Raw genomic sequence first — 25,473 nt, 5'->3', positions numbered from 1 at the left:
GACGCCATGGTGCGCTGCGCGCCTTCGGCCTGACTGAGGGCTGCCCGTGGCTGTTGCCAAGCGCATTTCCGATGAGCCCGCCTATGTGCTGCACAGCTACGACTGGAGCGAGTCGAGCCTGATCCTGGAGGTGTTCTGCCGCCGCCAGGGCCGGGTCGCCCTGGTCGCCAAAGGCGCCAAGAAGCCCACCTCCAACTTCCGCCCCGTGCTGCTGCCGCTGCAGCCGCTGCTGCTCACCTACACCCTGTCGGGCGATGGCTCGGCCGACATCCACACCCTCAAGGGGGCCGAGTGGGTGGGCGGGCATGTCATGCCGACGGGCGATGCCCTGCTTTCGGGCATGTACCTCAATGAGCTGCTGCTGCGCCTGCTGGCACGGGCCGATGCACACACCGCGCTGTTCGACGCCTACGCCGGGGTGGTGCGCGTGCTCGCCAGCGAGCATGGCGACGCGCTCGAACCTGTGCTGCGCAGCTTCGAGTTGCTGCTGCTGCGCGAGATTGGTCTCCTGCCCAGCCTGGACGCGCAGACCATGACCCTGGAGCCCTTGCATGCCAGCACGCGCTACACGCTGGTCGCCGAAGGGGGGCTGCGTGCAGCCTCGCCGGGCGATCGTATCGCGCTGCCCGGCAGCCAGTGGCAGGCCCTGCAGGCAGCACTCGACACCAACGCATCCAGCTACACCGCCACCTTGCGTGCCTGCGCGCCGGTGGCCGCCGAGCTCAAGCCCCAGTTGCGGGCGCTCTTGCAATACCATTGCGGCAGTCCCACGCTGCGCACCCGCCAGCTCATGATGGATCTGCAGACCCTCTGATCTACGAACCCCTCCATGGCACAACTTCCGTCGCATCGCACCGCTTTGTCGGTCAACGTCAACAAGGTCGCCCTGGTGCGCAACACGCGCCACCTGGGCATCCCCAGCGTCACGCGCGCGGCCCAGGTGTGCCTCGAAGCCGGCGCGCAGGGCATTACGGTGCATCCCCGCCCGGACGAACGCCACATCCGTGGCCATGACGTGTTCGAGCTGGCCGAGCTCATGAAGGCCTGGCCCGACCGGGAGTACAACATCGAGGGCAACCCCTCGCAGAACCTCATGGATTTCATCCGCCAGGTGCGCCCGCAGCAGGCGACCTTTGTGCCCGACAGCGAAGACCAGTTCACCAGCGACCATGGCTGGAGTTTTCCGCAGGACGCCGCTCGCCTGGCGCCCCTGATCGCCGAGTGCAAGGCCCTGGGTGTTCGCGTGAGCCTGTTCATGGACCCGACACCCGAGGCCATGGCCGCAGCCAAGGCCGTGGGCGCCGACCGCGTCGAGCTTTACACCGAGCCCTATGCCGCCGCCTGGGGTACGCCTGGGCAGGCTGAACAGCTGGAGCGTTACCGCGCCGCCGCCCAGGCCGCGCTCGACGCCGGGCTGGGCGTCAATGCCGGCCACGACCTGAACCGCGACAACCTCACCGCCTTTGTGCGCGAGGTGCCCGGCGTGCTGGAAGTGTCCATCGGCCACGCGTTGATCGCCGATGCATTGGAGCTGGGCTATGCCGCCACCGTGCAGGCCTACAACGCCTGCATCGATGCTGCCTGAGCGCTGCCCGCCATGATCTACGGCATCGGAACCGATATCTGCGACGTGCGCCGCATCCAGGCCAGCCTGGAGCGCCATGGCGACCGCTTCGCAGAGAAGGTACTGTCCCAGGGCGAACTCGCCACCTGGCGCGCCCGCACGGCCCGCTGGCCAGACCGGGGCCTGCGTTACCTGGCCACCCGCTTTTCCGCCAAAGAGGCCTTCAGCAAGGCCATCGGCCTGGGCATGCGCATGCCCATGACCTGGCGCCACTGCGAAGTGGCCAAGTTGCCTTCGGGCCAACCCGTGATCGTGCTGCACGGCGCGCTCAAGCTGTGGTTCGAAGAGCGTGGCCTGCAGGCCCACCTGAGCGTCACGGACGAGACGGACTACGCCGCCAGCTTCTGCGTGGTCGAAAAAGCCCCCTGATTTCCGCCGGCATGCAGCTCTCAGCGTGGCCACCCAGTTTCCATCCCTTCTGATTTCACAAGCCCATGACCGAACACGCACCCGTCATCCTCGATGTGGCCGGCACCGCGCTCAGCGCCGATGACCGCCGCCGCCTGGCCCACCCGCTCACGGGTGGCGTGATCCTGTTCGCCCGCAACTGGGACAACCGGGCCCAGCTGCTGTCCCTGACCAGCGCCATCAAGGCCGTGCGCGACGACCTCTTGATCTGCGTGGACCACGAAGGCGGCCGCGTGCAGCGCTTTCGCACCGATGGCTTCACCCACCTGCCGCCCATGCGCGCCCTGGGCACGATGTGGATGGACGATGGCAAGGGCGCCAAGGCGGTGCCCGGCAGCGGCGCCCTGCGCGCAACCAATGCCGCGACGGCCGCCGGCTATGTGCTGGGCACCGAGCTGCGCGCCTGCGGTGTGGATTTCTCGTTCACCCCGGTGCTCGATCTCGACTGGCAGGACGAAGGCGCTGGCTCGCGCAGTGGCGTGATCGGCGACCGCTCCTTCCACCGTGACCCGCGCGTCGTGGCGCTGCTGGCCAAGAGCCTCATGCATGGGCTGCTCCAGGCCGGCATGGCCAATTGCGGCAAGCATTTTCCCGGCCATGGTTTCGTCAAGGCCGATTCGCACACCGAGGTGCCGGTGGACACGCGCAGCCTCAAGGCCATCCTGGCCGACGACGCGGCCCCGTACCCCTGGCTCAGCAGCACGCTCACCAGCGTGATGCCGGCCCACGTGATCTACCCCAAGGTGGACAGCCGCCCCGCTGGCTTCTCCCAACGCTGGCTGCAGGAGATCCTGCGCCGCGAGATGCGCTTTGACGGCGCCATCTTCAGCGACGACCTGAGCATGGAAGGCGCCCGCCGCCTCGACGGCCAACTGGTCAGTTACACCGATGGCGCCCTGGCCGCGCTGGAGGCCGGCTGCGACCTGGTGCTGCTGTGCAACCAGAGCGTGGGCGATGGCAAGGCCGTGGATGAACTGCTCGACGGCCTGACCGGTGCGCAGGCCCAGGGCCGCTGGCAGCCCAGCGTGGACAGCGAGTCGCGCCGCATCGCCCTGCTGCCCGAGACCCTTCCCCAGGCCTGGGATGACCTGATGTACCAACCGGCCTACCTGCAGGCACTGGACCTGCTGCCCTGAGCGCGCTCTGCTCTGCCGCTACCCCGGTTCAGGGCGCGGGCGTGGCGGGAGAGGATTCCTGCCCCGGTGCGGAAGTCTCGGGCAGCGCGGGCGTTGCCGGCGCAGCGGACTCCACCGCCGCGGGCGGCGGTCCTCTCCAGCGCCGGATCACGCGCTGGAAGATCAGGGCATTGGGTATCTGCAGCCAGGTACCGTCCGGGCCCGCATGGAGGTGGTCTTCGAGCGTGGTGTACAGCAGGTTGATGTCCACCACCCGGCCTTTGGCGCCGGGCTTCTCGGCCGTGTCCAGCACCTCGATGTAGTCGCCCACGCGGAACGGCCGCACCGTGAAGATCAGCAGTGCGCAGAACAGGTTGGAAAGCACGCTCCATGCCGCGAAGAAGGCCACGGCGCCCACGGTGGCAAAGCCCGTGAGGGCTGTCCACAGCACCGTGGCCGACACGCCCATGCGTTCGAGCACCAGCAAAAAGGCGCTGGCCACGATGGTCCAGCGGATCAGGCCCTTGATGGGCACCAGCAGCTCGTCGGGCAACTGGTAGTGTGCGGCGGCACGCGCCACCAGGCGCCGCAGCAGGCGCTGCAGCATCCAGGCCACAAAAACGACCAGCAGGATCTGCAGGCCCGGCACGATCACATCGAGCCAGTCCTGCACCCAGTCCGGGAGCCGCGTCTTCAAAACATGCAGACCGTTGGTGGCCATGGGAAAAGGGCGCGCTCGGGCGCGCAAAAAACGGAAAAGATCGCCATCAGCTGCGCAACTGCTCCAAGGTATCCATCTGCATCTCGAAACTGAAGAAGCGGTTGCGGCCCTGGGCCTTGGCCGCGTACAAGGCCTGGTCGGCGCGCATGATCATGCTCTCGGCATTGGTGCTGTCGTCGGGCACGCAGGTGGTGATGCCGCCCGACAGCGTCAGCGCATCGCCCAGGGGCGAGTCCGGATGGGCAATGCCGCGCACCTTGAGCAACTGGCCCAGGGCCCGTGCAAAGGTCATGGCGCCGGAGCGCGGGGTGTTGGGCAGGATCAGCGCGAATTCCTCGCCGCCATAGCGCGACGCCACGTCGCGCGGGCGCACGCACACCTCGCGCAGCAGGCGGCCCACCTCTTTCAGGCAGGCATCGCCCTGCACATGGCCGCTGGCATCGTTGAACCGCTTGAAATGGTCCAGGTCGCACAGCATCAGCGTGAGCGGCGTGCCATCGCGCCGGGCCGACAGGATTTCGCTGTGCAGCATGCGGTCAAAGCCCCGGCGGTTCACCAGGCCCGTGAGCGAGTCCACTTCCACCATTTCGTTGAGCCGCTGGTTGGCCACGTGCAGTTCGGCCGACACCGACACCAGCCGCCGGCGCATGTCCAGCAGGCGCTGCATGGCGCGCAGCTTGGCCATCAGCACGATGGGCTTGACGGGTTTGACCAGGTAGTCGTCTCCCCCCACCTCGATGCCGCGCCACACGTCCAGTTCGTTGTCCAGGCCCGACAGGAAGATGATGGGCGTCCAGTCGCCGGCCTCGCTCTCGCGCATCTGCTGCGCCACCCAGTAGCCGTCCTTGCCGGGCAGCCGGATGTCCAGCAGCACCAGGTCCGGCCGGTGCGCCTTGAACAGGTACAGTGCCGCGGCCCCCTCGGGGGCTTCGAAGATCTCCGACACCCCGGCGTGCCGCAACTCCGCCACCAGCGCCGCCCGCACCGAGTTCTGGTCTTCGACCACCAGCACCGAGAAGCGGTTGCGGGACGAGGGCCCGGTGGCCGTGGCAGGGTAGGGCGCGCTGCGGGGAGTGAAGGGCACGGTGACTCCTTGGTACGAAGCAGAGGAGGCGAACGGCAGACCGCTCAGGACTCCCGTCGCAGTGCCGGGAACAGTATCACGTCGCGGATGCTGGGGCTATCGGTCAATAGCATCATCAGGCGGTCGATGCCGATGCCGCAGCCACCCGTGGGAGGCATGCCGTATTCCAGCGCGCGTACGAAGTCATGGTCATAGAACATGGCCTCGTCGTCGCCGCTGTCCTTGGCGGCCACCTGGGCGTGAAAGCGCGCGGCCTGGTCCTCGGCATCATTGAGCTCGCTGAAACCATTGCCGAACTCGCGCCCGGTGATGTACAGCTCAAAACGCTCGGTCACCTCGGGACGGGTGTCGTTGGCGCGTGCCAGCGGCGAAATTTCGGTCGGATGCTCCATGATGAAGGTGGGCAGCCACAGCTTGTCTTCCACCGTCTCCTCGAAGTACAGCACCTGCAGGCTGGCCAGCGAACGCGTGGACAGCTTGTTCTTCTCCTCGTTCAGGCCCAGCTTCTTGAGCGCGCTGGTCAGCCAGGCAGCGTCGTCCACATGGGCGCCGGCCTCGGTGTACTGGAAGATGGCTTCGCGGATCGTCAGGCGCGCAAACGGCTGCGACAGGTCCACCGCGCGGCCCTGGTAGGTCAGTTGCAGCGAACCCGTGGCCTTGAGCGCCACTTCGCGGATCAGCGTCTCGGTGAAGTCCATCAGGTCCAGGTAGTTCCAGTATGCCGCGTAGAACTCCATCATGGTGAACTCGGGGTTGTGGCGCACCGAGATGCCCTCGTTGCGGTAGCTGCGGTTGATCTCGAACACGCGCTCGAAACCGCCCACGATCAGGCGCTTGAGGTACAGCTCGGGCGCGATGCGCAGGTACATCTCCTGCTCCAGCGCGTTGTGGTGCGTCACGAAGGGCTTGGCATTGGCGCCGCCCGGAATCGGGTGCAGCATGGGCGTCTCGACTTCGAGGAAGCCGTGGTCCACCATGAACTCGCGCAGGCCGCTCACGGCCTTGCTGCGCGCGATGAAGCGCTTGCGCGCCTGCTCGTCGGTGATCAGGTCCACATAGCGCTGGCGGTACTTCTGCTCCTGGTCGGCCATGCCGTGGAACTTGTCGGGCAGTGGGCGCAGGCTCTTGGTCAGAAGGCGCAGGCGCGTGACCTTGATCGACAGCTCGCCGGTCTTGGTCTTGAACGTCGTGCCCTCGGCGCCCACGATGTCGCCCAGGTCCCAGTGCTTGAACGCCGCATAGGCGTCCTCGCCCAGCGCATCGCGGGTCACATACAGCTGGATCTGGCCGCCGGTGTCGCCCAGCGAGCCGTCCTGCACCGTGGCGAAACTGGCCTTGCCCATCACGCGCTTGAGCATCATGCGCCCGGCCACGCTCACCGTGGCCGGGTTGGCCTCCAGGGCCTCGGCATCCAGCGGGCCATAGGTGGCGTGCAGCTCTGCCGCCTTGTTGGCCGGCTTGAAGTTGTTGGGGAAGGCCACGCCGCCGCCCTGGGCCTGCACTTCGCGCAGTGCGCGGAGCTTTTCACGGCGTTCGGCCATGAGCTTGTTGTCGTCCGGGGGCACTGGAGGGGTGTTCTGTTCAGACATAGGTACGGTCAATGCGGTGCGCGCGTGGTGCGTCGTGGTAGGAAGGCTGCCGGGACCACAGTCCACGGCGGCGAACCTGCCATTTTATCGGCTTGGCGTGCCCGCACGGTTTTTTGCCCTGCGGTCGCGGTTTTCAGCCGGTCAGAGCGGCTGGTCGGGGCTGCCGCCCGCAGCACGGGCAGGCCGCAGCACGGCATCCACCGTGCGCACGAGGATCCGCAGGTCCTGCCACACGCTGTGGTCGCGCGCATAGCGCGCAGCGTAGTCCAGCTTCACGGGCAGGATCTCTTCCACATAGGTGCGCTCGGGGTCGGCGCTCTGCGCCAGCAGCGCACTTTCGTTGCGGAACGCGATGGAGGCCAGATCGGTGATGCCGGGGCGCACGCTGAGCACGATGGCGCTCAATTCGGCCGGGTACATGGCCACGTAGCGCGGCACCTCGGGCCGGGGCCCCACCAGGCTCATGTCGCCCTTAAGCACGTTGAACAGCTGGGGCAGTTCGTCGAGCTTGCTGTGGCGCAGCCACTGGCCGGCACGGGTGATGCGCGCATCCTCCCCTACCGTGAGGGCCGGCCCCGCCCGCTCGGCCCCGGTGTGCATGGTGCGGAACTTGTAGATGTGAAAGCTGCGCCCATGCCGGCCCACCCGCTCCTGGCGGAACAGCGCACCACCGGACGAACCGAGGCGCACCCAGAGCGCGATGGCCAGCAGCACCGGACTGAGCGCCAGCAGGGCACTGCCCGAGACCACGATGTCCATCAGGCGCTTGAGCATCCTCACCCCAGCAGGGTCTGCAGGGCCGCGATCACGCGGTCCTGATCGGCATCGCTCATCGCGGTGAACAGGGGAATGCTCACCATGGCCTGGTAGGCCGCGTCCGCCTGCGGGAACATGGCCGGCGTGAGCGCATAGCGGTCGCGCCAGTAGGGGTGGCGGTGCAGCGGCACGTAGTGCACGCTGGTGCCGATCCCCCGGTCCGACAGGCCTTGCACCAGCGCGTCGCGCGACAGGCGCGCACCCGGAACCAGGCGGATCACGTATAGGTGCCAGGCATGCACATCGTCTGCCGGTGCCACAGCGGGCAGCACCAGTGGCAAGCCTGCCAGCGCCGCGTGGTAGCGCTGTGCCAGGTACTGGCGCCGCTGCACGAAGGCTGGCAGGCGTGCCAGCTGCTGCACGCCCATGACTGCGGCCACATCGGTCATGTTGTACTTGAAGCCCGGGGCCACCACCTCGTAGTACCAGGCGGGCGTCTTGGACGTGAAGCGGTCGAAGGCATCGCGGTTCATGCCGTGCAGGCGCATCACGCGCATGCGCTTGGCGAGGTCGGGGTCGCGCGTCACGGCCATGCCGCCTTCGCCGGTGGTGATGGTCTTGTTCGCGTAGAAGCTGAACACCGTCACGTCGGAGGCCAGTTGGCCCACCAGCGTCCCCTTCCAGGTCGTGGGCAGGGCGTGGGCGGCGTCTTCCACGACCTTGAGGCCGTGTTCCTGGGCGATGGCCAGGATGGCATCCATGTCGCAGGCCAAGCCGCCATAGTGCACCGGCATGATGGCCTTGGTGCGCGGCGTGATCGCAGCGCGCACCCGGGCCGGGTCCATGTTCAGTGTCACCGGGTCCACGTCCACCAGCACCGGGTCGGCACCCAGGTAGCGCACCACCTCGGTCGTCGCCGTGAAGGTCAGCGTGGGGGCGATCACCTCGTCGCCCGGGCCGATGCCCAGGGCTTCCAGGGCCAGGTGCAGGCCGGCCGTGGCCGAATTCACGGCCAGACTGTCCACGCCGCCGCCCAGGTAGTCGGTGAAGGCTTGCTCGAAGGCCCGGGTTTGCGGGCCGGTAGTGACCCAGCCCGAGCGCATGGCCTCGGCAACGGCGTTCACCTCGGCATCGCCGATATCCGGGCGGGCAAAGGGGAGGAAGGGCAGGGCGGAGGCGTCAGCGTTCGGCATGGTCGGATGGCAAGGGGTTGGCGGGGGCAGCGCCACGGCCGATGGCGTGGTACTCCAGCCCCGCAGCGCGCAGCTCGGCTGGCTCGAAAAGATTGCGGCCGTCGAACACCACGCGTTCGCGCAGCGTGGCGGCCAGATGGGCGAAATCCGGGCTGCGGAATTCCTTCCACTCGGTGGCGATGACCAGCGCGTCTGCGCCCTGCAGCGCCGCATCGGCCAACTGCACGAACGTAAGACCTGTGCGCTCGCCCAGCGCCTGGCGCGCCTGGTCCATGGCCTGGGGGTCGTAGGCAACCACCTCGGCGCCCAGGGCCAGCAGCCGTTCGATGATGGCCAGGCTCGGCGCCTCGCGCATGTCGTCGGTGCCGGGCTTGAAGGCCAGGCCCCAGAGCGCGAAGCGCCGGCCCGCGAGGTCGGCGCCAAAGCGCGCGACGATCTTGTCGGCCAGCACCTGCTTTTGGCGGTCGTTCACGGCCTTCACGGCGGGCAGGATGTGGAACTCCTGCCCCGCATCCTGCGCAGTCCGGATGAGCGCGCGCACATCCTTGGGAAAGCACGATCCGCCATAGCCCGTGCCTGCGTAAAGGAAATGCGTGCCGATGCGCGGGTCCATGCCGATGCCCGTGCGTACGTTCTCGATGTCGGCACCGAGCTTCTCGGCCAGCAGCGCCAGCTCGTTCATGAAGCTGATGCGCGTGGCCAGCATGGCGTTGGCCGCGTACTTGGTGAACTCGGCGCTGCGCACGTCCATCACCACCAGGCGGTCGCGGTTGCGCATGAAGGGCGCGTACACGGCGCGCATGAGCTCGGTGGCGCGTTCGTCCTGGGTGCCCACGATCACGCGGTCCGGCCGCATGAAGTCCTGCACGGCGCTGCCTTCCTTGAGGAACTCGGGGTTGGACACCACGGCAAAGTCTGCCGGCAGGCCGCGACCCGCCAGCACGCTGGCCACCGCGTCGCGCACCCGGTCGGCCGTGCCCACAGGCACCGTGCTCTTGTTGACGATGAGCTTGTAGCCCGCCATGCGCTCAGCGATCGAGCGTGCCGCCGCCAACACATGCTGCAGGTCGGCCGATCCGTCTTCGCTCGGGGGCGTGCCCACGGCGATGAACTGCAGCAGGCCATGCGCCACGGCATGGTCGATGTCGGTGGTGAACTCCAGGCGGCCGGCGCGCGCATTGCGCAGCACCACGTCGAGCAGGCCTGGTTCGTGGATGGGCAACTGCCCCTGGTTCAGCGATGCGATCCGGCGCGCATCGAGGTCCAGGCACACCACGTGGTTGCCCATTTCCGAGAGGCAGGCCCCGGTGACAAGGCCCACATAGCCGGTGCCGATGACGGTGATTTTCATGGAGCGTAATTCAGTGCGGTGCGGGGATGCCAACGGTCAGGCCGGCTTGGCCAGCCAGGTCAGGCGGTGGGTGCGCAGTGGGTACAGCAGTGCGGCTGCAGGCCCGATGCAGGCCGCAGGCAGCCTGCGCGCAATCGGCGGCGCCAGCGTGATCCGCCGCGACTGCACCTGCGCGTCGGGGAACATGCGGCGCAGCTCGGCCAGGGGCACGCCGCGCACATCGGGGTTGCGGGGATTGTCCACCACGAAGTCGTAGACCAGCACGCCGCCGCCTGGCGCCACCCAGCGCCACAGCGCATCGGCCATGCGCTGGCGGAATGTGGGGTCCAGCAGCGAACTGAACAGGGTGAAGGCCAGCACCGCGTGCTGGCTGCCCTCGGCCACGGGCGCCAGCGTGGCATCGCCTTCGATGATGCGAAGGGCTCCTGGCAAGCCGGTGCGTGCCTGCGCGGCGCGTTCGGCGATCAGCTCCAGTCCCTGCAGGCGTGCGGGGCTGGCGCCCAGGCGCAACAGGTCCTGCAGGTTGCCGCCCGCGCCGCAGCCCACCTCGGTGATGGACCGGTCCGCAAGGCTGATCCAGCCGTGCGTGTTCCACAGCCGCACCTGGGCGCGCAGGCGCTCCTGCTGCGCCTGCAGGGCCGAGGCGCTGGCCATCAGTTGGTAGCGCAGGGCATCCTGCGCAGCATCGCGGCGCGCATAGCGCGCCTGCACGGCCTGGGGTTCGGTCGGGGTGCTCATCGCGTGATCCGGGCGAACCGGGCCGAGGGCGTGCGGGCACGCAGCACATCCCACAGGCCGCGCCAGGTGCCCAGGCCATAGGCCACGTGGTAGGCGGCAATCACCACCGGCAGCCGCACCAGCGTTTGCCAGCGGCCTGCACTGCGCGCGGCCGACACCGAGGCCAGGGCCACATAGGCCGCATACAGCGCCACCAGTGCCGCCAGCGGCAGCACGGTCCAGGGCAGGCACAGCGCGAACAGGCCGAGCGTCGCCACGAAGGCTGCCGGCACCACCTGTCGCAGCGACCCCGCCTGCCCGTGCTTGCGCATGACGAACGGGCGCCAGTAGCCGTACTGCCGCTGCTGTGCGAACAGGTGGGAGAGCGAGTTGCGCGGGTGGTAGAGCGAATGGATCAGCGGGCTTTGCCAGATGCGCCCGCCCGCCAGGCGCAGGCGCAGGTTGTGCTCATCGTCCTGGTTGCGCACCAGGGCTTCGTCGAAGCCGCCGATGCGCTCGAACACGGCGCGTGGCCAGCAGCCCAGGTAGACCGTGTCCACCTCGCCGTCGAACCGGGTGTCGCGCGAGCGTGCGCCGCCCACCACCCAGCGGCACTGGAAGGCGGCGGCCACGGCCTCGCCCATGGGCCCCGTGCCCTCGGCCACCCAGGGGCCGCCCACGTTGTCGGCACCGGTGCGTTGCAAGGCTTCGATGCAGCGCGCCACGTAGTCGGGCGCAAAGCGGGTGTGGATGTCCAGGCGCACGATGACCTCGCCACGGGCGCGTTCAATGCAGGCATTGAGCCCGGTGGAGACGATGCGCCCGGGGTTGTCCACCCACTGCAGCCGCGCGTCCTGTGCGCTGCGCGCGATCAGCAACTCGCGCGTGCCGTCGTCGCTTGCGCCATCGGCCACCAGCACTTCCATCTGCCAGCCGGGCGGCAGCACCTGGGCCAGCGCACTGTCGCAGAAGGCCGCGATGTGCCCTGCCTCGTTGCGGCAGGGCGCGATCACGCTGACCCATGCCAGGGTGTCCTGGGGCTGGCTCATGGCGTGCCCATCCGTTCTCGGTAAAGTCGATCCATCGTGTCCATCTGCACGGCACGGTCGCCGTCGCGCGCAATGCGCTGCGTGTTCTCCTGGCCGTGGTGTTGCGCCCGTCCATCGTCGGCAACCAGCGCCTCCAGGCAGCGGGCCAGGGCCGCCGCATCGCGCGGTGGCACCAGCACGCTGGCATCGAGCCAGGCCCGATTGGCGTCCAGGTCGCTGGCCACCACGGCCAGGCCGCAGGCCATGCTTTCGAGCACCGAGACCGAGGTCGCGTCGCTCGTCGGTACCGAGACCGACAGCTTGCACTGCGCCAGCACCCGTGCCATGCCCGCATCGTCCAGCCGGCCGTGAAAGACCACCTGCTGTTCCAGCCCCCTGGCGGTCACCAGCGCGCGCAGCGCCGCTTCCATCGATCCGCCGCCCAGCAGGTGCAGTTGCACCTGCGCCTCGGGATGGCGTGCCACCAGCGCGCCCACGGCCTCGATGATGGTGTCGATGTTGTAGTTGGGCTCCCAGGAGCGCAGGCTCACGAGCTGCAGCCCGTTCTTGCCGGCCCAGGGCGCGGGCGCAAAGCGCGCCAGGTCCACACCCCAATGGATCTCCTGCACGGCGCAGGCCGGGCCGTAGGCCTTGGCCGCGTCGATCAGGCTCTGCGAGTCACCGGTGATCAGGTCCGCCCGGCGCAGGCTCCAGCCCGTGAGCCAGCGCACCAGCGCATTCGTCTGCGGCGTCACCAGCAGGTCGCTGCCCCAGGCCGTCATCACCAGCGGATGTCGGCCGCAGCGGGCCGCCAGGTAGCCGTAGGACGTGATGTAGTGTGCGTGCACGATGTCGGGCGCCAGCGCCTGCACGTAGCGGCGCGCCTGCCCCACGCGCAGCAGCCAGTCGCTCGAGCGGCGCACGGGGGCCAGCACCTTCTGCTCGACCCCATCGACAGGTGCCGGGCGTGCCGTGACCAGCGATACCCGGTAGCCGCGCGCACGCATCTCCGCCGCCCAGCGCTGGATGTGCGGGCTGGTGGCATCGCCCAGCAGGCACAGGTGCCTGGCTGCATCAGCCATGGGTGCTGGCCTCAGCAGCCTGCGGCAGTTCGCCCGCCCAGGCGCGGTAGTGTTCGGCCCATTCGGGGTGCTGCGCGAGCAGCGCCGCATCGGCCGTGCGCACATCGCCCACCTGGCGCGCGGGCGCGCCGGCCATCACCGCAAAGTCGGGCACCTCGCCGCGCACCTGCGAGTAGGCGCAGATCAGTGCGCCCCGGCCGATGCGCGTGCCCGCCTCGATCAGGCTGTGCGGCCCGACGAAGGTGTAGGCGCCGATGTGCACGGCCCCCTTCACATAGCCGGGCACTGCGCCGCCCGCATGGGTGGCGTAGCCGCGCCCGAGCAGCCGGATGGAACGGTGCGAGCTGTGCGTGACGATGCTCACGAAGTTGGTGATCTGCACACCCTCGTCGATGGTGAGGCCCGCCGTGGCATCGAGAAAATTGAACTGGCCGATGAACACATGGTCCGCGAGCACAAGGCCGTGCTCGCCCTCGATGCAGGTGCTGGGCGCGATGCGCGTGTGCGCCAGCAGCATGCCGTCCGGCGTGCGTTCGCCGAAGACCATGCGGTACATCAGCGCCTGCCAGATCTGGCGCCGTGCGCGGTTAAGCCAGGCTTTCATCGGGGATGTGTTTCCAGTGGGCAAGGGTGAGGAAGTAGTAGGCGAAGTAGGGCAGCATCGAGGCCGAGAGGCCCCAGGCCGCGCCTTCCAGGCCGCCCAGCGCCAGTCCGGCCAGCAGCCCGGCAAAGAAGGCCAATTGTCCCACCAGTGCCAGGCGCAGCGCCCAGGCCTGCGCGCGCCAGGCCAGCGTGGTCACCGACAGCGGCGAGGCGATGAAGTGCAGGGCGATGTAGGGCGCGATCGCGCGCACCAGCGGGCCGGCCTCGCTCCACTGCGCACCGAACGCGGTGGTGAACAGCCACGGCCCCCAGAGCATCAGCACCGCGGCCATGGGCAGCGCGATGGCGGCCAGCACCAACATGCTCTTGCGCACCAGGGCACGGGCCTCGCCCGCCGTGCGGGCCTGCAGCAACTGGGGGTACAGCGCCTGCGACAGCGCGCCGCCCAGCAAGGTGGCCGGCGCCTTGAGGTAGCGCAGCGACAGCGCCCACAGGCCCGCCGCCGCATCGCCCGCCCAGGCCGCCACGGCGATGAGCGTCAGCGTGTCCTGCAGCGCACCGATGAAGGCATGCGGTGTGTTGAGCAGCGGAAAATCGCGGTGCCTTGCGGCCATGGCGCGCAGCGATGCCCAGGGCGTGCGCCACAGCACCGCCCAGCCCCCGGCAGGTGCCGGCCTGGCCAGGGCCACCGCAGCCACCAGGCCTGCCGCCACCGCACCGGCCAGCAGCCCGGCCGCGCCGATCTTGAGCAGGCCCAGCGCCAATTGCAGCAGGGCGGCGCCCCCATGCTGCACCAGGCGCGCGATGGACAGCAGGCCAAAGCGCTGCGAGCGCGTGGCCCACAGCGTGAGCCACTGCGTGGCGGCGATGGACAGCACGGCCAGGGGCAGGGCCCAGGCCAGCGGCATGCCCTGCACGGCCGCGACCACGCCGCCCGCCACCAAGGCGCAGGCCGTGACCGCCAGCAGCACACGGGCACACAAGGCCATGAGTTCGGCCGCACCGGGGTCGGCCTTTTCCAACGGCAGCGCAAATTCATAGCGCGCGCAGCCGACCACGGCCAGGTTGGTGGCAAGGGCCCACAGCAGGGCGAACTGGCCGAATTCGGCTGGCGTGTACAGGCGCGTCAGCGCCGGGCCCAGCAGCAGGGGTAGCGCATGGGCCACCACGCTGCCGGTCAGCAGGGTGGCCGTGGCGCGCAGCAGGGTGGAGCTCACGTCAGTGATCCATGGCGCTGAGCGCTGCCCGCAGCGGATGAAACTGGCGCGCCCCAGGCCAGTGCCCCCGCGCAAGGGCCGCCCCGCCGCGAAGGCGGCGTATCCAGCCCTTGCGCTGGGGGCGAAGGCGCGAAGCGACTCAGGGGGTGCTTCATTTCACTCCTGGTGGAAGCCTGGCACCAGCTCGTGCAGCAAAGCCATCATGGCGGCGCTGTCTGCCTGGTGGATGGCCCGCTCCAGCGCCTCCAGGCGGCCCTCCAGCACGTCCCAGGCGAGGTGTTCCTCATGGGCGCGCAGGATGCGCGGGTGCGGCGTGGGCTGTGCGCCATCGCCGATCAGCAGTTCCTCATAGAGCTTTTCTCCAGGGCGCAGGCCGGTGAAGACGATCTCGATGTCACCCTCGGGATGCTCCGGGGCGCGCACGCTCAGGCCCGACAGCGCGACCATGCGCTGTGCCAGGTCCAGGATGGCAATGGGCTCGCCCATGTCCAGCACGAAGACCTCGCCGCCCTGCGCCATGGCGCCGGCCTGCAGCACCAGCTGCGCGGCCTCGGGGATGGTCATGAAGTAGCGCGTCACCTGCGGGTGCGTCACGGTGACCGGGCCGCCCGCCGCGATCTGGCTGCGGAACAGCGGGATCACGCTGCCGCTGGAGCCCAGCACATTGCCGAAGCGCACCATGGAAAAGTGGCTGCGCGGAGCACCGCCATCGGCCGGGGAATACTGGGTGCACGAGGCGATGGCCTGCAGCACCAGCTCGGCCACGCGCTTGCTGGCGCCCATCACGTTGGTCGGGCGCACGGCCTTGTCGGTGGAGACGAGGACGAAGTTTTCCACGCCGCTGGCCATGGCGGCGCGCACCATGTTCAGCGTGCCGAAGACATTGTTGCGGATGCCTTCTCCGGCATTGGCCTCCACCATGGGCACGTGCTTGTAGGCGGCTGCGTGGTAGATGGTGCGCGGGCGGTGCGTCTGGCACAGGTCGAGCATGTGCTGCGCGTGGCTCACGCTGGCCAGCAGCGGTACCAGCTCGCAGGCCATGGCTTCCTGCTGCACGATGGACAGCAGCTCCTGGTGGATGCTGTAGAGCGCGAACTCGCTGTGGTCCACCAGCAGCAGGCGCGCCGCGCCCTGGCGCGCGATCTGGCGGCACAGCTCGCTGCCGATGCTGCCGCCCGCACCCGTGACCATCACCCCCTGGCCGCATATATGGCGGCCCAGCAGCGCGGGGTCGGGCGCCACCGGGTCGCGGCCCAGCAGGTCTTCCAGGTCCAGGTCCTGGAAATCGGTCACTGTCACGCGCCCGCTGGCCAGGTCCGTGAGACCAGGGATGGTGCGTATGCGCACGGGCAGCTCGCGCAGGTTCTCGATGATCTGGTGGCGGCGCTGGCGCGGCACGCTGGGCAGGGCCAGCAGCACGTCGGTGATGCCAAAGCGCTTGACCACCTCGGCCAGCGCGATGGGCGCGTACACCCGCACACCGTTGATGCTGCGCCCCACCTTGGCGCGGTCGTCGTCGGCAAAGGCTTCGAGCACGTAGTTGCGCGCGCTCACCAGGCCGGCGGCCGTCTGGGCACCGGCCGTGCCGGCGCCGTAGATCAGCAGGCGGTGCGGCGCCTTGGTGGTCTGCCCCGCCAGCCACATCCAGCCCAGCGAGCGGCTGGCGCCCACCAGCAGCAGAAAGATCACCGGCTGCAGAATGCCCACGCTGCGCGGTATGCCGATCCACTGGCCCGCCATCAGGATGGCGAACAGCAGCGCCCCGTAGATCGCCACGGCCTTGCCGGTCGTGACCAGCGCGGTGATGCCGGTGTAGCGGAAGATGGCGCGGTACAGCCCCAGGTTCACGAAGATGGGGAAGGCCAGCAGCGGTGCCAGGCCATAGGCCAGCCACTGCATGCCCTCGGGCCAGTGCAGCACGTCCAGCCGCAGGGTGAAGGCCAGCCACATGGCGAACAGGCCCATGGCGATGTCCAGCGCCACCACCACCAGCCGCTTGACCGGGCGGGGCCACTCCAGAACGTTGCTCAGCACGGGTTTGTCGCTTTGCCAGATCCGCGGGTCACTGCGCGATGCCGGTGCGTTCCAGCACGTCGCCCACGAGTTCCAGCCGCACCAGGGGGTTGTCCAGTTCCATCAGGCGCTGCTTGAGTTCCAGCGGCACGGGCAGCAGCTCGCACCAGCGGTTGGCCACCCAGCCGCAGTCGTCGAGCTGGGCGGCGCTGGGCACCAGCGCCGTGGGGCTGTCGGGGTCGCGCTGCTGCAGGGTGTTGAGCACCTGTGCCAGGGCCTGCGATGCCTTGCGCAGGTCGTCGGGCACGGGCACGGCCATGTCGGGGGCCAGGTGCGTCACATCGGCGATCCACAGTCCATGCACCAGGTGGCTGCGTTGCACGATGCGAAAACGCTGGCTGCCGCGGCACTGCAGGGTGATGAGCCCGGCCTGCGGTGAGTCCAGTTGCTCGATGACGGCCAGGGTGCCGATTTCGCTGAACTGCTCCTCGGGGGCGCCGGCCTGGCGCACCTCGTGGCCCTGGGTGAGGGACACCACGCCGAACGGCGCGCCCATCTGGTGGCATTTGCGCACCATGTCCAGGTAGCGCACCTCGAACACGCGCAGCGCCAGCAGGCCCTCGGGAAAGAGGACGGAACCCAGAGGGAAAAGGGGCAAAGATGACAGGGAAAGGGGTTGTGTCATAAGGCAAGATCTTAGAACCTGTTTACGATCTATCCAGGGCCGCGTTGGGGCGCAATCGGGATGAGTGGATGCTTCGGATGCGCCGCATGGGCTCATGCCCATGCAAGCAGCCGGGGCGTCCAATCGCCCGATTTCGCCCCAACCCTTCGGGCAAGAGCCTTGCCGGGCGGTCTGCGGCGTTGCGGCGCTTGGTTGTGCCGGGCTATCAACTGCGCACCGCGCCTTGCATCCCATCCCGGCAAGGTACTTGCGCGGCCCTGGATAGATCGCAAACAGGTTCTTTAGCCCGCTATCATCCCATGGCGCGGGCTGCTTTCGCACCGCCCGCTTTCCTTTTTGCCGCTCCCATGTTCTTCCAGATCGCTTCCTTCCTGCTCGATGTCGTCGGTGGCCTGCTCACGGGCGCCTGTCTGCTGCGCCTGTACATGCAGTTGCAGCGCGTGCCGTTTGGCAACCCCATCGGCGGGCTGGTCTTTGCGCTCACCGACTGGATCATCCTGCCCCTGCGCAAGCTGATCCCCCCGGTGGGCAAGTGGGACCTATCGAGCCTGGTGGCGGCCATCCTGTTCCAGGTGCTGCAGTACGTGTTGTTCCTGCTGCTCGTCGGCGCGGCTGCCGCCTGGGCCTGGTTGCCGTGGCTGGTGCTGTTCGGCCTGGCCAAGGTGGCCGTGTCGGGGCTCATGGGCCTGCTCATCGTGCATGCCGTGATGTCCTGGATCGCCGCCCGCTCCCCGTTGTCCGATGTGGTGTGGCGGCTGTGCGCCCCTGTGCTGCGGCCGTTCCGGAAGGTGATTCCCCTGCTCGGCGGTGTGGACCTGTCGCCGCTGGTGGTGCTGGTGCTGCTGCAGGTGCTGATGATCGTGCTGGGCAACCTGCAAGCCAACGTGATGCGCTGACGGGGGTCCGCAGAGCAAAAAAGCGCCTGGTCTTTCGACAGGCGCTTTTTTCATGGGGCATGCCAAGGCATGCCTGTCGTATTGTTGCGTGCTTACACCACGGCGTCTGCGGGCAGGCGCTGCAGCATGGCCAGGCTGCTGGCCACGGTGTTGCGCAGTTCGCGGCGGTCGCAGATGAAGTCCACCGCGCCCTTGGTCTGCAGGAACTCGGCGCGCTGGAAACCCTCGGGCAGGGTCACGCGCACCGTGGATTCGATCACGCGCGGGCCGGCAAAGCCGATCAGCGCCTTGGGCTCGGCGATCACGATGTCGCCCACGAAGGCGAAGCCGGCGCTCACACCGCCCATGGTCGGGTCGGTCAGCACGCTGATGTAGGGCAGGCCCTTCTTGGCCAGGCGGGTCAGCGCGGCGTTGGTCTTGGCCATCTGCATCAGCGACAGCAGGCCTTCCTGCATGCGCGCACCGCCGGTGGCGGTAAAGCACAGGAACGGCACTTTCTGCTCGATCGCTGTTTCCACGCCGCGCACAAAGCGCTCACCGACCACGGAACCCATGGAGCCGCCCATGAAGTCGAACTCGAAGCAGGCGACCACCACGTTGATGCTCTTGACCGCACCGCCCATGACGATGAGTGCATCGGTCTCGCCCGTGTTCTCCAGGGCCTCCTTGAGACGCTCGGGGTACTTGCGGCTGTCCTTGAACTTCAGCGCATCGACGGGCAGCACTTCCTGGCCGATCTCGTAGCGGCCTTCGGGGTCCAGGAAGGCGTCCAGGCGCGCCCGCGCACCGATGCGGTGGTGGTGGCTGCAGTGCGGGCAGACGTTCTGGTTGTGCTCCAGGTCGGACTTGTAGAGCACCGTTTCGCAGCTCGGGCACTTGATCCACAGGCCCTCGGGCACCTGGCGGCGCTCGGTCGGGTCGGTTTGCTGGATTTTGGCGGGCAGGAGTTTTTCGAGCCAGGACATGTGTTTTCCTCGTCAATGACAGGGTTTCTGGGCATTTTGCGGGTTTCCGTGCCAACCGGGCCGGGCGCAAAAAGACGAGAACCGTGTGTGTAACCACGATGGGCGTCCGCCGGGGTGGGCGAACGCCAAGGGGCACATTATGCGTCGAGTGCCTTGCGGATCCCGCGCAGGAAGTCCACGGTGATCGCCACCACCTTCTCATGCGGCTGGTCTTCGATCAGCTGGATGATGCGCGTACCGATCACCACGGCGTCGGCCACCTTGCCGATGGCCTGGGCGGTGGCGGCATCGCGGATGCCGAAACCCACGCCCACGGGGATCTGCACATGCTGGCGGATGCGCGGCAGCATCTGCTCCACGGCGGCCGTGTCGAGCGCGCCCGATCCGGTCACGCCCTTGAGCGACACGTAGTACACGTAGCCGCTGGCCACGCGCGCCACCTGGGCCATGCGCTCGTCGGTGCTGGTGGGCGCCAGCAGGAAGATCAGGTCCATGCCGTGCGCGCGCAGGCTGGCGGCAAAGGCCTCGCATTCCTCGGGCGGGTAGTCCACCACGAGCACGCCGTCCACGCCGGCTGCAGCCGCATCGCGCACGAAGGCGCCCGCGCCATGCACCTGGTCATAGCGCTCCACAGGGTTGGCATAGCCCATGAGCACCACCGGGGTGGTGCTGTTGCGCTTGCGGAAGTCGCGCACGTGGTCGAGCACCTGGGCCATGCCGATACCCAGGGCCAGGGCCTTTTCGCCCGCCTTCTGGATCACCGGGCCGTCGGCCATGGGGTCGGAGAAGGGCACGCCCAGCTCGATCACGTCGGCACCTGCTTCCACCATGCCGTGCATGAGGGCCGGGGTGATGTCGGCGAACGGGAAACCGGCGGTGACGTAGGGCACCAGGGCCTTGCGGCCCTGCGCCTTCAATTGGTCGAAAGTGGTGCTGATGCGGTTCATGGCTTGGCCTCTGCACCCTTCACGGACAGTCCGCGCATGGAGGGGCGGTCGTAGAAATCTTCGCCCGACAGGTCGGCCACGGTGCCGATGTCCTTGTCGCCGCGCCCGGACAGGTTGACCAGGATGGACTGGTCGGCACGCATGGTCGGTGCCAGCTTCATGGCATAGGCCAGGGCGTGGCTCGATTCGAGCGCCGGGATGATGCCCTCCACCCGGCACAGGTGGTGAAAGGCTTGCAGCGCTTCCTTGTCGGTGATGCCGACGTACTCGGCACGGCCGATCTCCTGCAGCCAGGCGTGCTCGGGGCCCACGCCGGGGTAGTCCAGGCCGGCGCTGATGCTGTGCGTCTCGGTGATCTGGCCGTTGGCGTCCTGCAGGATGAAGGTGCGGTTGCCGTGCAGCACACCCGAGCTGCCGCGCTGCAGCGACGCCGAGTGCTTGCCGCTGTCCAGGCCCTCGCCGGCCGCTTCCACGCCGATCAGGCGCGTCTTCTCGAACGGGATGTAGGGATGGAAGATGCCCATGGCATTGCTGCCACCGCCCACGCAGGCGATCACGGCATCGGGCTGCTCGCCCTGCACCTTCTGTTCGGCCAGCATCGGGGGCATCTGCGTGAGGCATTCCGTGCCGATCACGCTCTGGAAGTCGCGCACCATCATCGGGTAAGGGTGCGGGCCCGCCACCGTGCCGATGATGTAGAAGGTGTTGTCCACGTTGGCAACCCAGTCGCGCATGGCCTCGTTGAGCGCATCCTTCAAGGTCTTGCTGCCCGATTCCACGGGCACCACGGTGGCACCCAGCAGCTTCATGCGGTAGACGTTGGGGCTCTGGCGCTTGACGTCCTCCGAGCCCATGTAGACCACGCATTCGAGGCCGTAGCGCGCGCAGATGGTGGCCGTGGCCACACCGTGCTGCCCGGCGCCGGTCTCGGCAATGATGCGTGGCTTGCCCATGCGCCGCGCCAGCATGGCCTGGCCGATCACGTTGTTGATCTTGTGGGCGCCGGTGTGGTTGAGGTCTTCGCGCTTGAGGTAGATCTGCGCGCCGCCCAGGTCGCGGCTGGTGCGCGCGGCATGGTAGACGGGCGAGGGCCGGCCCACGAAGTGCTTGAGCTCGTACTGGAACTCGGCCAGGAACTCGGGGTCGTGCTGGTAGCGGGCATAGGCCTCGCGCAGTTCGTTGATCGCGTGGGTCAGCGTTTCGCTGACGAAGCTGCCGCCATAGGAGCCGAAATGGCCCGAAGGATCAGGTTGCTGATAGGAACTCATGGGGATTCTTTGCAAGTTGTGCATCGGCCGCACGCACGGCGGCAACGAAGCGATGGATTTTTTCGGCGTCCTTGATGCCCCTCAAGGGGTTTCCATCGGGCCCCTGGGCCTCGACGCCGGAACTGACATCAACCGCCAGCGTGTTGCAACGCGGGCGTACTTGCAAAATGCCATCGGTCACGTTTGCAGGCGTGAGTCCACCAGACAAAACGAGGTGAGAGCCGACGCTTGGTGGAAGGAGTGACCAATTGAATGCCTTGCCGCCGCCGCCGTACCCCTCGACATGGGCGTCGAGCAGGATGGCCTGGGCGTTTGAAAAATCGTGTGCGTATTTTACGAGGTCGAATTGTGCCGCATCCGGGCCCAGGGGTATTCGGGCCGCGCGCAGGTAGGGCCGGGCACCGGCTCCGGTGGCTGCCTGGCATTGCTCAGGCGTTTCGTCGCCATGGAACTGTATGGTCGCTCCGGCAATCTGCGCGGTGGCGGCCACCACCTCCTCGGTGCTGGCGTTCACGAACAGCAGCACCGGGGTGACGAAGGGCGGCAGGCGCCGCGCCAGTTCGGCAGCGCGCGCTGCCGTGACGGCGCGCGCACTCTGGGCGAACAGCACGAAGCCGATGGCATCGGCACCCGCCGCCACGGCGGCGTCCACATCCTCTTCGCGCGTCAGTCCGCAGATCTTGATGCGGGTGCGGGTGGCGGGGTGGGGGGCGGCTTGGGAAGGCGAGGAGGTGCTCATGGGAGCCAATCATACGCAGCCGTGCGTTGGGGCAGGCCCCATGCGGCGTCGTAGACCGGTCCCTGGAAGTACAGCCCGTCGGGCGAGAAGGTGGGCGCCGCCGCATCGCGCGAGCGTGCCTGCAGCACCTGCTCTATCCACCCGGGCGGCTGGTCGCCCCGGCCGATCGCCACCAGGCAGCCCATGAGGTTGCGGATCATGTGGTGCAAGAAGGCATTCGCCTCGAACTCGAAGCGCCAGTAGCAGGGGCTCCAGCCCAGCTCGGGGTGGGGCTCGCCCAGGCCACGCTGCGTGATGTCGATGCGCGACAGCGTCTTGACCGGCGACTTGGCCTGGCAGGCCGAGGCGCGGAACGAGCTGAAGTCGTGCTCGCCCAGCAGGTGGTCTGCGGCCTGGCGCATGGCCGCATGCTCCAGGGGGTGGTAGACCCAGCCCACGCGCCCGGCATCCACGCTCGGGCGCACGGGCGACTGCAGCAGCACATAGGCGTAGCGGCGCGCCACGGCGCTGCCACGCGAGTGGAAGCTGTCGGGCACATGGGCGGCCCATTGCACCGCAATGTCGGGGGGCAGGAAGGTGTTGGTGCCGCGCACCCAGGACGAGGGCGGCCGGTCCAGGGGGGTGTCGAAATGCACCACCTGCATCAGGCCATGCACCCCCGCATCCGTGCGGCCGGCGCACAGGGTGCTCACGCGGTGCGTGGCAAAGCGCGCCAGGGCCGCTTCCAGCTTGTCCTGGATGGTGTTGCCGGACAGCTGGCTCTGCCAGCCGCTGTAGGGCTGGCCGTTGTAACTGACACCCAGGGCCACCCTCATGGGCGGGCCTGGGCGGGGGTGGGGTAGCTCAGGGCCGTGGAAGCCGAGTGCATCAGCCCAGTTCGACCAGCATGCGCTGGGCGCGGGTCTTGAGCGCTCCGCTCGACTCGGCCACGACCTCTTCGATCAGCGTGCGCGCGCCGTCCGTGTCGCCGATGGCGTTGAACTCCTCGGCCAGTGCCAGCTTGGTGGCCAGCGGGTCGTCCTGGGCCGCAGCCGATCCGTCGTCTTCCGGCGAGATGGGCACGGCGGCCGTGGGGATCTCCACTTCGCGCGACGCCGGGGCGGCCATGGGCTTGGAGGGGGCCGTCAGGTCCAGAGACAGTTCGCCCAGGTCGAAGTCCATCGGACCGGAGTCCTGGGCATCCGCCAGCGGCATGGGGCCGGTGGGCGCCATGGTGAGTTCGTCGTTGGGTGCCGCCGCACGGGCTGCCGGTGCCGGTGCGGGTGCATTCCATGCGGCATCGGCCGTCAGGTCGGGCAGGTCGAAATCATCGTTGGACAGCACGGGCTCCATGCGTTGCGGCGCGCGCGCCGCAGGCGCTGCGGCCGTCGCGGTGGCAGCCGCAGCAGCTGCCGCAAATCCACCGGGGGGCGCGGGCGGGGCATCGGTCAGTGCGTCGTCGGGCAGATCGAGGTCGAGGTCCAGGTCCAGATCGGGCGGCAGGGCGGCGGAGGCCACGGGAGCTCCCGAGAAGGTGCTCACGAAGGCGCCGGGGATCGACGGGTTCTCGTCTTCCGGCTGGCCAGGGCGGCCACCCGGCTGGTACAGCGGGTTTTCGGGCTCGATGCCACGGCCCAGGTCGACGATGCGCGCCCAGTCGGGGCCTTCGCCCTGCGTGAGCTTGAACACTTCGCCGGCCACCGACTCCAGGGCCTTGCGGTCCTGGCGCTTGGCATAGATCTCGGCCAGCTTCACATGCACGGACACGCGGGCCGGGTTGTGGCGCACGGCTTCCTTGAGGATTTCTTCGGCCTGCAGGTCACGGCCGTAGGCCAGGTACACGTCGGCTTCGGCCACGGGGTCCACGTCGCCGCCGGCATCGAGCTGGCTGGGCGAGTAGGCCATGGACGAGCCCGTGGTCATCTCGCTGTTGGCGGTGTCCACGCGCTGGCCGCCGCTGGCACCGAAGAACGAATCGGGCTGGATGCGGCTTTCCAGAAAGGAGCTGTCCACGCCGGCGTTGTTGCGGCGGCGCTGGATCACGCGGTAGGCGCCATAGCCCAGCAACAGGGCCAGCAGGCCGCCACCGGCCAGGGGGATCAGCGGGTCGTCCAGCAGGCCATCGAAGAAGCCGGGTTCCGCCACCGGTGTGGGGGGCGGCCGCACGATGGGCTTGGAGGCGGGGGCTGCGGGTGCCGCAGCAGCCGCGTCCGATGCGGGGGCTGCGCTGGCCTCGGCCGATGCGCCGCTGGTGGGTTCGGAGGCTGCCGTTGCTGGTGGGGCTTCGGGGGCGGCTGGCGTGGCGGGCACACCGGGCACGGCCACCTGGGCGGGTGTGCTGGCCGCAGGGGCTGCGGGAGCGGCAACGGGTGGTGCTGCGGGCGTGGCCGGCGTCGAAGGGGCTGCGGCCGATGCGGCGTTGAGCTTGTTCAGGTCGCTGATGTTCTTGGACAGCTCGGCCATGCGGGCCGATGCATCGCTGGCCTGCTTGTCCTTGGCCAACTGGTCTTCTGCGGCCTTCTGGCCCTTGACCGAACCCTTGGACAGGGTGAGCTTGTCGGGGGCCGTGGTGGCCGGCTTGCTGTCTTCCACCCGGGTCTGCACCGAGCCCTTGGCCGAGCGTTCGGCCGATGCCACGGTAGCGGAAGGGGCGGATTCGGCCAGCTTGCGGCGGAAGGCGCCGAAGTCACGGCTCTGCGCGGCCAGGATCTGGCGGGCTTCGGGCGCAGGCGTGGCCTGGGCCGTGGCCTGGTCGGGGATCTGCAGCACCGCACCGGCCTTGATGCGGTTGATGTTGCCACCGATGAAAGCGTCCGGGTTGGCGCGCTGCATGGCCACCAGCATCTGGTCGAGCGAGACGCCGCCTTGGCGGTTGGCGTTGGCGATGCGGCCGGCCGTGTCACCAGCCTGCACGGTCACGCTGCCTTCGGCGGGCGTGGTGCGCGGGGCTGCAGGTGCGCGGGGCGCGGCGGCAGGTGCCGATGCTGCGGACGACGGGCGACCGGCCACGGCGGGCGGGGCGTCCGGGCGCGCGGCAGGGGCCGTGGTCTGAGGGGCCGCCGTGACCGCTGGCGCTGGGCGGCGCATGGCTGGCGGGTCGAACAGCATGGTGTAGCTGCGTACCAGGCGGCCCGAGCCCCAGGTGGCGTCGAGCACCAGGTCGACGAAGGGGTCGTTCACCGGACGGTCGCTGGACAGGCGCAGCACGGCCGTGCCATCGGCTCGGCGTTGCAGTTGCACCTGCAGGTTGTTCATGGTGGGCGAGTACTCCATGCCCTGGGCGCGGAAGACCTCGGGCGTGGCCGTACTGGCCTTCAGGGTTTCCGCCTCTGCAGGGGTGATCTGCGGCAGGTCGATCTCGGCGCGCAAGGGTTCGCCCAGCGCGGATTGCACGGTGATACGGCCCAGCGCGAGCGCGGACGCATCGGTGGCGTAGAGCCCGGCAGTTGCCACGGCCGCAGCCGCCAGCACAGAAAATTTCCAACGATGCATG

At 68.6% G+C, this 25,473-nt stretch carries 24 protein-coding genes; 5 read left to right on the top strand and 19 right to left on the bottom strand.

Going from position 1 to position 25,473, the window contains the following annotated elements:
* Window positions 1-46: 46 nt before the first annotated feature.
* From recO to nagZ, 4 genes are all read left to right on the top strand, one after another.
* Window positions 47-814 carry a DNA repair protein RecO gene (gene recO, locus AC0IZS_RS01490; RefSeq protein ID WP_471634023.1) on the top strand — a complete coding sequence of 256 codons (768 nt, stop codon included), beginning with the start codon at window positions 47-49 and terminating at the stop codon, window positions 812-814.
* A 15-nt stretch (window positions 815-829) separates the two neighbouring features.
* Window positions 830-1,585, top strand: a complete 756-nt coding sequence (locus AC0IZS_RS01485; RefSeq protein ID WP_471634022.1) for a pyridoxine 5'-phosphate synthase — start codon at window positions 830-832, stop codon at window positions 1,583-1,585.
* 12 nt (window positions 1,586-1,597) lie between these two features.
* The gene (gene acpS, locus AC0IZS_RS01480; RefSeq protein WP_471634021.1) at window positions 1,598-1,993 is read left to right on the top strand and encodes a holo-ACP synthase; all 396 of its coding nucleotides are present in this window, start codon (window positions 1,598-1,600) and stop codon (window positions 1,991-1,993) included.
* A 65-nt stretch (window positions 1,994-2,058) separates the two neighbouring features.
* Complete coding sequence (gene nagZ, locus AC0IZS_RS01475; RefSeq protein WP_471634020.1) at window positions 2,059-3,168, top strand: beta-N-acetylhexosaminidase; 1,110 nt, start codon at window positions 2,059-2,061, stop codon at window positions 3,166-3,168.
* Between the two features lie 28 nt (window positions 3,169-3,196).
* Here nagZ and AC0IZS_RS01470 read toward each other — a convergent pair whose 3' ends face one another.
* The 13 genes from AC0IZS_RS01470 to AC0IZS_RS01410 form a co-directional block, all read right to left on the bottom strand.
* Complete coding sequence (locus tag AC0IZS_RS01470; RefSeq protein WP_471634019.1) at window positions 3,197-3,868, bottom strand: mechanosensitive ion channel family protein; 672 nt, start codon at window positions 3,866-3,868, stop codon at window positions 3,197-3,199.
* Between the two features lie 46 nt (window positions 3,869-3,914).
* The gene (locus AC0IZS_RS01465) at window positions 3,915-4,952 is read right to left on the bottom strand and encodes a GGDEF domain-containing response regulator (RefSeq protein WP_471634018.1); all 1,038 of its coding nucleotides are present in this window, start codon (window positions 4,950-4,952) and stop codon (window positions 3,915-3,917) included.
* 44 nt (window positions 4,953-4,996) lie between these two features.
* Window positions 4,997-6,541 carry a lysine--tRNA ligase gene (gene lysS / locus AC0IZS_RS01460; protein WP_471634017.1) on the bottom strand — a complete coding sequence of 515 codons (1,545 nt, stop codon included), beginning with the start codon at window positions 6,539-6,541 and terminating at the stop codon, window positions 4,997-4,999.
* Window positions 6,542-6,682: 141 nt separating this feature from the next.
* The gene (locus AC0IZS_RS01455; RefSeq protein ID WP_471634016.1) at window positions 6,683-7,315 is read right to left on the bottom strand and encodes a sugar transferase; all 633 of its coding nucleotides are present in this window, start codon (window positions 7,313-7,315) and stop codon (window positions 6,683-6,685) included.
* Between the two features lie 2 nt (window positions 7,316-7,317).
* Entirely contained in the window at window positions 7,318-8,490 is a 1,173-nt protein-coding gene (locus AC0IZS_RS01450) for a DegT/DnrJ/EryC1/StrS family aminotransferase (protein ID WP_471634015.1), read from the bottom strand.
* Entirely contained in the window at window positions 8,477-9,841 is a 1,365-nt protein-coding gene (locus tag AC0IZS_RS01445; protein ID WP_471634014.1) for a UDP-glucose dehydrogenase family protein, read from the bottom strand. The genes AC0IZS_RS01450 and AC0IZS_RS01445 overlap by 14 nt, the downstream gene beginning before the upstream one ends.
* Before the next feature lie 36 nt (window positions 9,842-9,877).
* Complete coding sequence (locus AC0IZS_RS01440) at window positions 9,878-10,579, bottom strand: class I SAM-dependent methyltransferase (RefSeq protein ID WP_471634013.1); 702 nt, start codon at window positions 10,577-10,579, stop codon at window positions 9,878-9,880.
* Window positions 10,576-11,607: a glycosyltransferase family 2 protein gene (locus tag AC0IZS_RS01435; RefSeq protein WP_471634012.1), complete on the bottom strand. Its 1,032-nt coding sequence runs from the start codon at window positions 11,605-11,607 to the stop codon at window positions 10,576-10,578. Before AC0IZS_RS01435 ends, AC0IZS_RS01440 begins: the two co-directional genes overlap by 4 nt.
* The gene (locus tag AC0IZS_RS01430) at window positions 11,604-12,668 is read right to left on the bottom strand and encodes a glycosyltransferase (RefSeq protein WP_471634011.1); all 1,065 of its coding nucleotides are present in this window, start codon (window positions 12,666-12,668) and stop codon (window positions 11,604-11,606) included. The genes AC0IZS_RS01435 and AC0IZS_RS01430 overlap by 4 nt, the downstream gene beginning before the upstream one ends.
* Window positions 12,661-13,272, bottom strand: coding sequence for an acyltransferase (locus AC0IZS_RS01425; protein ID WP_471634010.1), 612 nt, complete (start codon window positions 13,270-13,272; stop codon window positions 12,661-12,663). Before AC0IZS_RS01425 ends, AC0IZS_RS01430 begins: the two co-directional genes overlap by 8 nt.
* Complete coding sequence (locus AC0IZS_RS01420; RefSeq protein ID WP_471634009.1) at window positions 13,256-14,488, bottom strand: lipopolysaccharide biosynthesis protein; 1,233 nt, start codon at window positions 14,486-14,488, stop codon at window positions 13,256-13,258. The genes AC0IZS_RS01425 and AC0IZS_RS01420 overlap by 17 nt, the downstream gene beginning before the upstream one ends.
* A gap of 156 nt (window positions 14,489-14,644) precedes the next feature.
* Entirely contained in the window at window positions 14,645-16,522 is a 1,878-nt protein-coding gene (locus AC0IZS_RS01415; RefSeq protein ID WP_471634008.1) for a polysaccharide biosynthesis protein, read from the bottom strand.
* A gap of 28 nt (window positions 16,523-16,550) precedes the next feature.
* Window positions 16,551-17,186, bottom strand: a complete 636-nt coding sequence (locus AC0IZS_RS01410; protein ID WP_471634007.1) for an LON peptidase substrate-binding domain-containing protein — start codon at window positions 17,184-17,186, stop codon at window positions 16,551-16,553.
* Between the two features lie 347 nt (window positions 17,187-17,533).
* On the opposite strand from AC0IZS_RS01410, the gene AC0IZS_RS01405 reads away from it, so the two are divergent.
* Window positions 17,534-18,082 (top strand): YggT family protein, encoded by a 549-nt coding sequence (locus tag AC0IZS_RS01405; RefSeq protein ID WP_471634006.1) that lies wholly within the window; start codon window positions 17,534-17,536, stop codon window positions 18,080-18,082.
* Window positions 18,083-18,174: 92 nt separating this feature from the next.
* Here the strand turns inward: AC0IZS_RS01405 and accD are convergent, their stop codons facing one another.
* The 6 genes from accD to AC0IZS_RS01375 all read right to left on the bottom strand — a co-directional run bounded on the left by accD (window position 18,175) and on the right by AC0IZS_RS01375 (window position 25,472).
* Window positions 18,175-19,047 (bottom strand): acetyl-CoA carboxylase, carboxyltransferase subunit beta, encoded by an 873-nt coding sequence (gene accD, locus AC0IZS_RS01400; RefSeq protein WP_471634005.1) that lies wholly within the window; start codon window positions 19,045-19,047, stop codon window positions 18,175-18,177.
* Window positions 19,048-19,184: 137 nt separating this feature from the next.
* Complete coding sequence (trpA, locus tag AC0IZS_RS01395) at window positions 19,185-19,994, bottom strand: tryptophan synthase subunit alpha (protein ID WP_471634004.1); 810 nt, start codon at window positions 19,992-19,994, stop codon at window positions 19,185-19,187.
* Window positions 19,991-21,262: a tryptophan synthase subunit beta gene (gene trpB, locus AC0IZS_RS01390; RefSeq protein ID WP_471634003.1), complete on the bottom strand. Its 1,272-nt coding sequence runs from the start codon at window positions 21,260-21,262 to the stop codon at window positions 19,991-19,993. Before trpB ends, trpA begins: the two co-directional genes overlap by 4 nt.
* Window positions 21,240-22,001, bottom strand: coding sequence for a phosphoribosylanthranilate isomerase (locus AC0IZS_RS01385; RefSeq protein WP_471634002.1), 762 nt, complete (start codon window positions 21,999-22,001; stop codon window positions 21,240-21,242). Before AC0IZS_RS01385 ends, trpB begins: the two co-directional genes overlap by 23 nt.
* Entirely contained in the window at window positions 21,998-22,816 is an 819-nt protein-coding gene (gene truA, locus AC0IZS_RS01380) for a tRNA pseudouridine(38-40) synthase TruA (protein WP_471634001.1), read from the bottom strand. The genes AC0IZS_RS01385 and truA overlap by 4 nt, the downstream gene beginning before the upstream one ends.
* Window positions 22,817-22,868: 52 nt before the next feature.
* Window positions 22,869-25,472 carry a motility hub landmark protein FimV gene (locus tag AC0IZS_RS01375; RefSeq protein ID WP_471634000.1) on the bottom strand — a complete coding sequence of 868 codons (2,604 nt, stop codon included), beginning with the start codon at window positions 25,470-25,472 and terminating at the stop codon, window positions 22,869-22,871.
* Window position 25,473 lies beyond the last annotated feature (1 nt).

Source organism: Acidovorax sp. AC410, assembly GCF_979253235.1.
The sequence above is the reverse complement of the archived record's forward strand: the minus strand, read 5'-3'. Positions and strand labels throughout refer to the sequence as shown.

Bases quoted from the DNA above. Each gene is read 5' to 3' on its own strand.
- AC0IZS_RS01375 (WP_471634000.1), bottom strand. From the start codon at position 25,472: ATGCATCGTTGGAAATTTTCTGTGCTGGCGGCTGCGGCCGTGGCAACT.
- AC0IZS_RS01405 (WP_471634006.1), top strand. From the start codon at position 17,534: ATGTTCTTCCAGATCGCTTCCTTCCTGCTCGATGTCGTCGGTGGCCTG.
- AC0IZS_RS01470 (WP_471634019.1), bottom strand. From the start codon at position 3,868: ATGGCCACCAACGGTCTGCATGTTTTGAAGACGCGGCTCCCGGACTGG.
- nagZ (WP_471634020.1), top strand. From the start codon at position 2,059: ATGACCGAACACGCACCCGTCATCCTCGATGTGGCCGGCACCGCGCTC.
- acpS (WP_471634021.1), top strand. From the start codon at position 1,598: ATGATCTACGGCATCGGAACCGATATCTGCGACGTGCGCCGCATCCAG.
- AC0IZS_RS01385 (WP_471634002.1), bottom strand. From the start codon at position 22,001: ATGAGCACCTCCTCGCCTTCCCAAGCCGCCCCCCACCCCGCCACCCGC.
- AC0IZS_RS01435 (WP_471634012.1), bottom strand. From the start codon at position 11,607: ATGAGCCAGCCCCAGGACACCCTGGCATGGGTCAGCGTGATCGCGCCC.
- AC0IZS_RS01455 (WP_471634016.1), bottom strand. From the start codon at position 7,315: ATGCTCAAGCGCCTGATGGACATCGTGGTCTCGGGCAGTGCCCTGCTG.
- AC0IZS_RS01485 (WP_471634022.1), top strand. From the start codon at position 830: ATGGCACAACTTCCGTCGCATCGCACCGCTTTGTCGGTCAACGTCAAC.
- truA (WP_471634001.1), bottom strand. From the start codon at position 22,816: ATGAGGGTGGCCCTGGGTGTCAGTTACAACGGCCAGCCCTACAGCGGC.
- trpB (WP_471634003.1), bottom strand. From the start codon at position 21,262: ATGAGTTCCTATCAGCAACCTGATCCTTCGGGCCATTTCGGCTCCTAT.
- accD (WP_471634005.1), bottom strand. From the start codon at position 19,047: ATGTCCTGGCTCGAAAAACTCCTGCCCGCCAAAATCCAGCAAACCGAC.
- AC0IZS_RS01440 (WP_471634013.1), bottom strand. From the start codon at position 10,579: ATGAGCACCCCGACCGAACCCCAGGCCGTGCAGGCGCGCTATGCGCGC.
- AC0IZS_RS01430 (WP_471634011.1), bottom strand. From the start codon at position 12,668: ATGGCTGATGCAGCCAGGCACCTGTGCCTGCTGGGCGATGCCACCAGC.
- lysS (WP_471634017.1), bottom strand. From the start codon at position 6,541: ATGTCTGAACAGAACACCCCTCCAGTGCCCCCGGACGACAACAAGCTC.
- AC0IZS_RS01425 (WP_471634010.1), bottom strand. From the start codon at position 13,272: ATGAAAGCCTGGCTTAACCGCGCACGGCGCCAGATCTGGCAGGCGCTG.
- AC0IZS_RS01445 (WP_471634014.1), bottom strand. From the start codon at position 9,841: ATGAAAATCACCGTCATCGGCACCGGCTATGTGGGCCTTGTCACCGGG.
- AC0IZS_RS01450 (WP_471634015.1), bottom strand. From the start codon at position 8,490: ATGCCGAACGCTGACGCCTCCGCCCTGCCCTTCCTCCCCTTTGCCCGC.
- trpA (WP_471634004.1), bottom strand. From the start codon at position 19,994: ATGAACCGCATCAGCACCACTTTCGACCAATTGAAGGCGCAGGGCCGC.
- AC0IZS_RS01410 (WP_471634007.1), bottom strand. From the start codon at position 17,186: ATGACACAACCCCTTTCCCTGTCATCTTTGCCCCTTTTCCCTCTGGGT.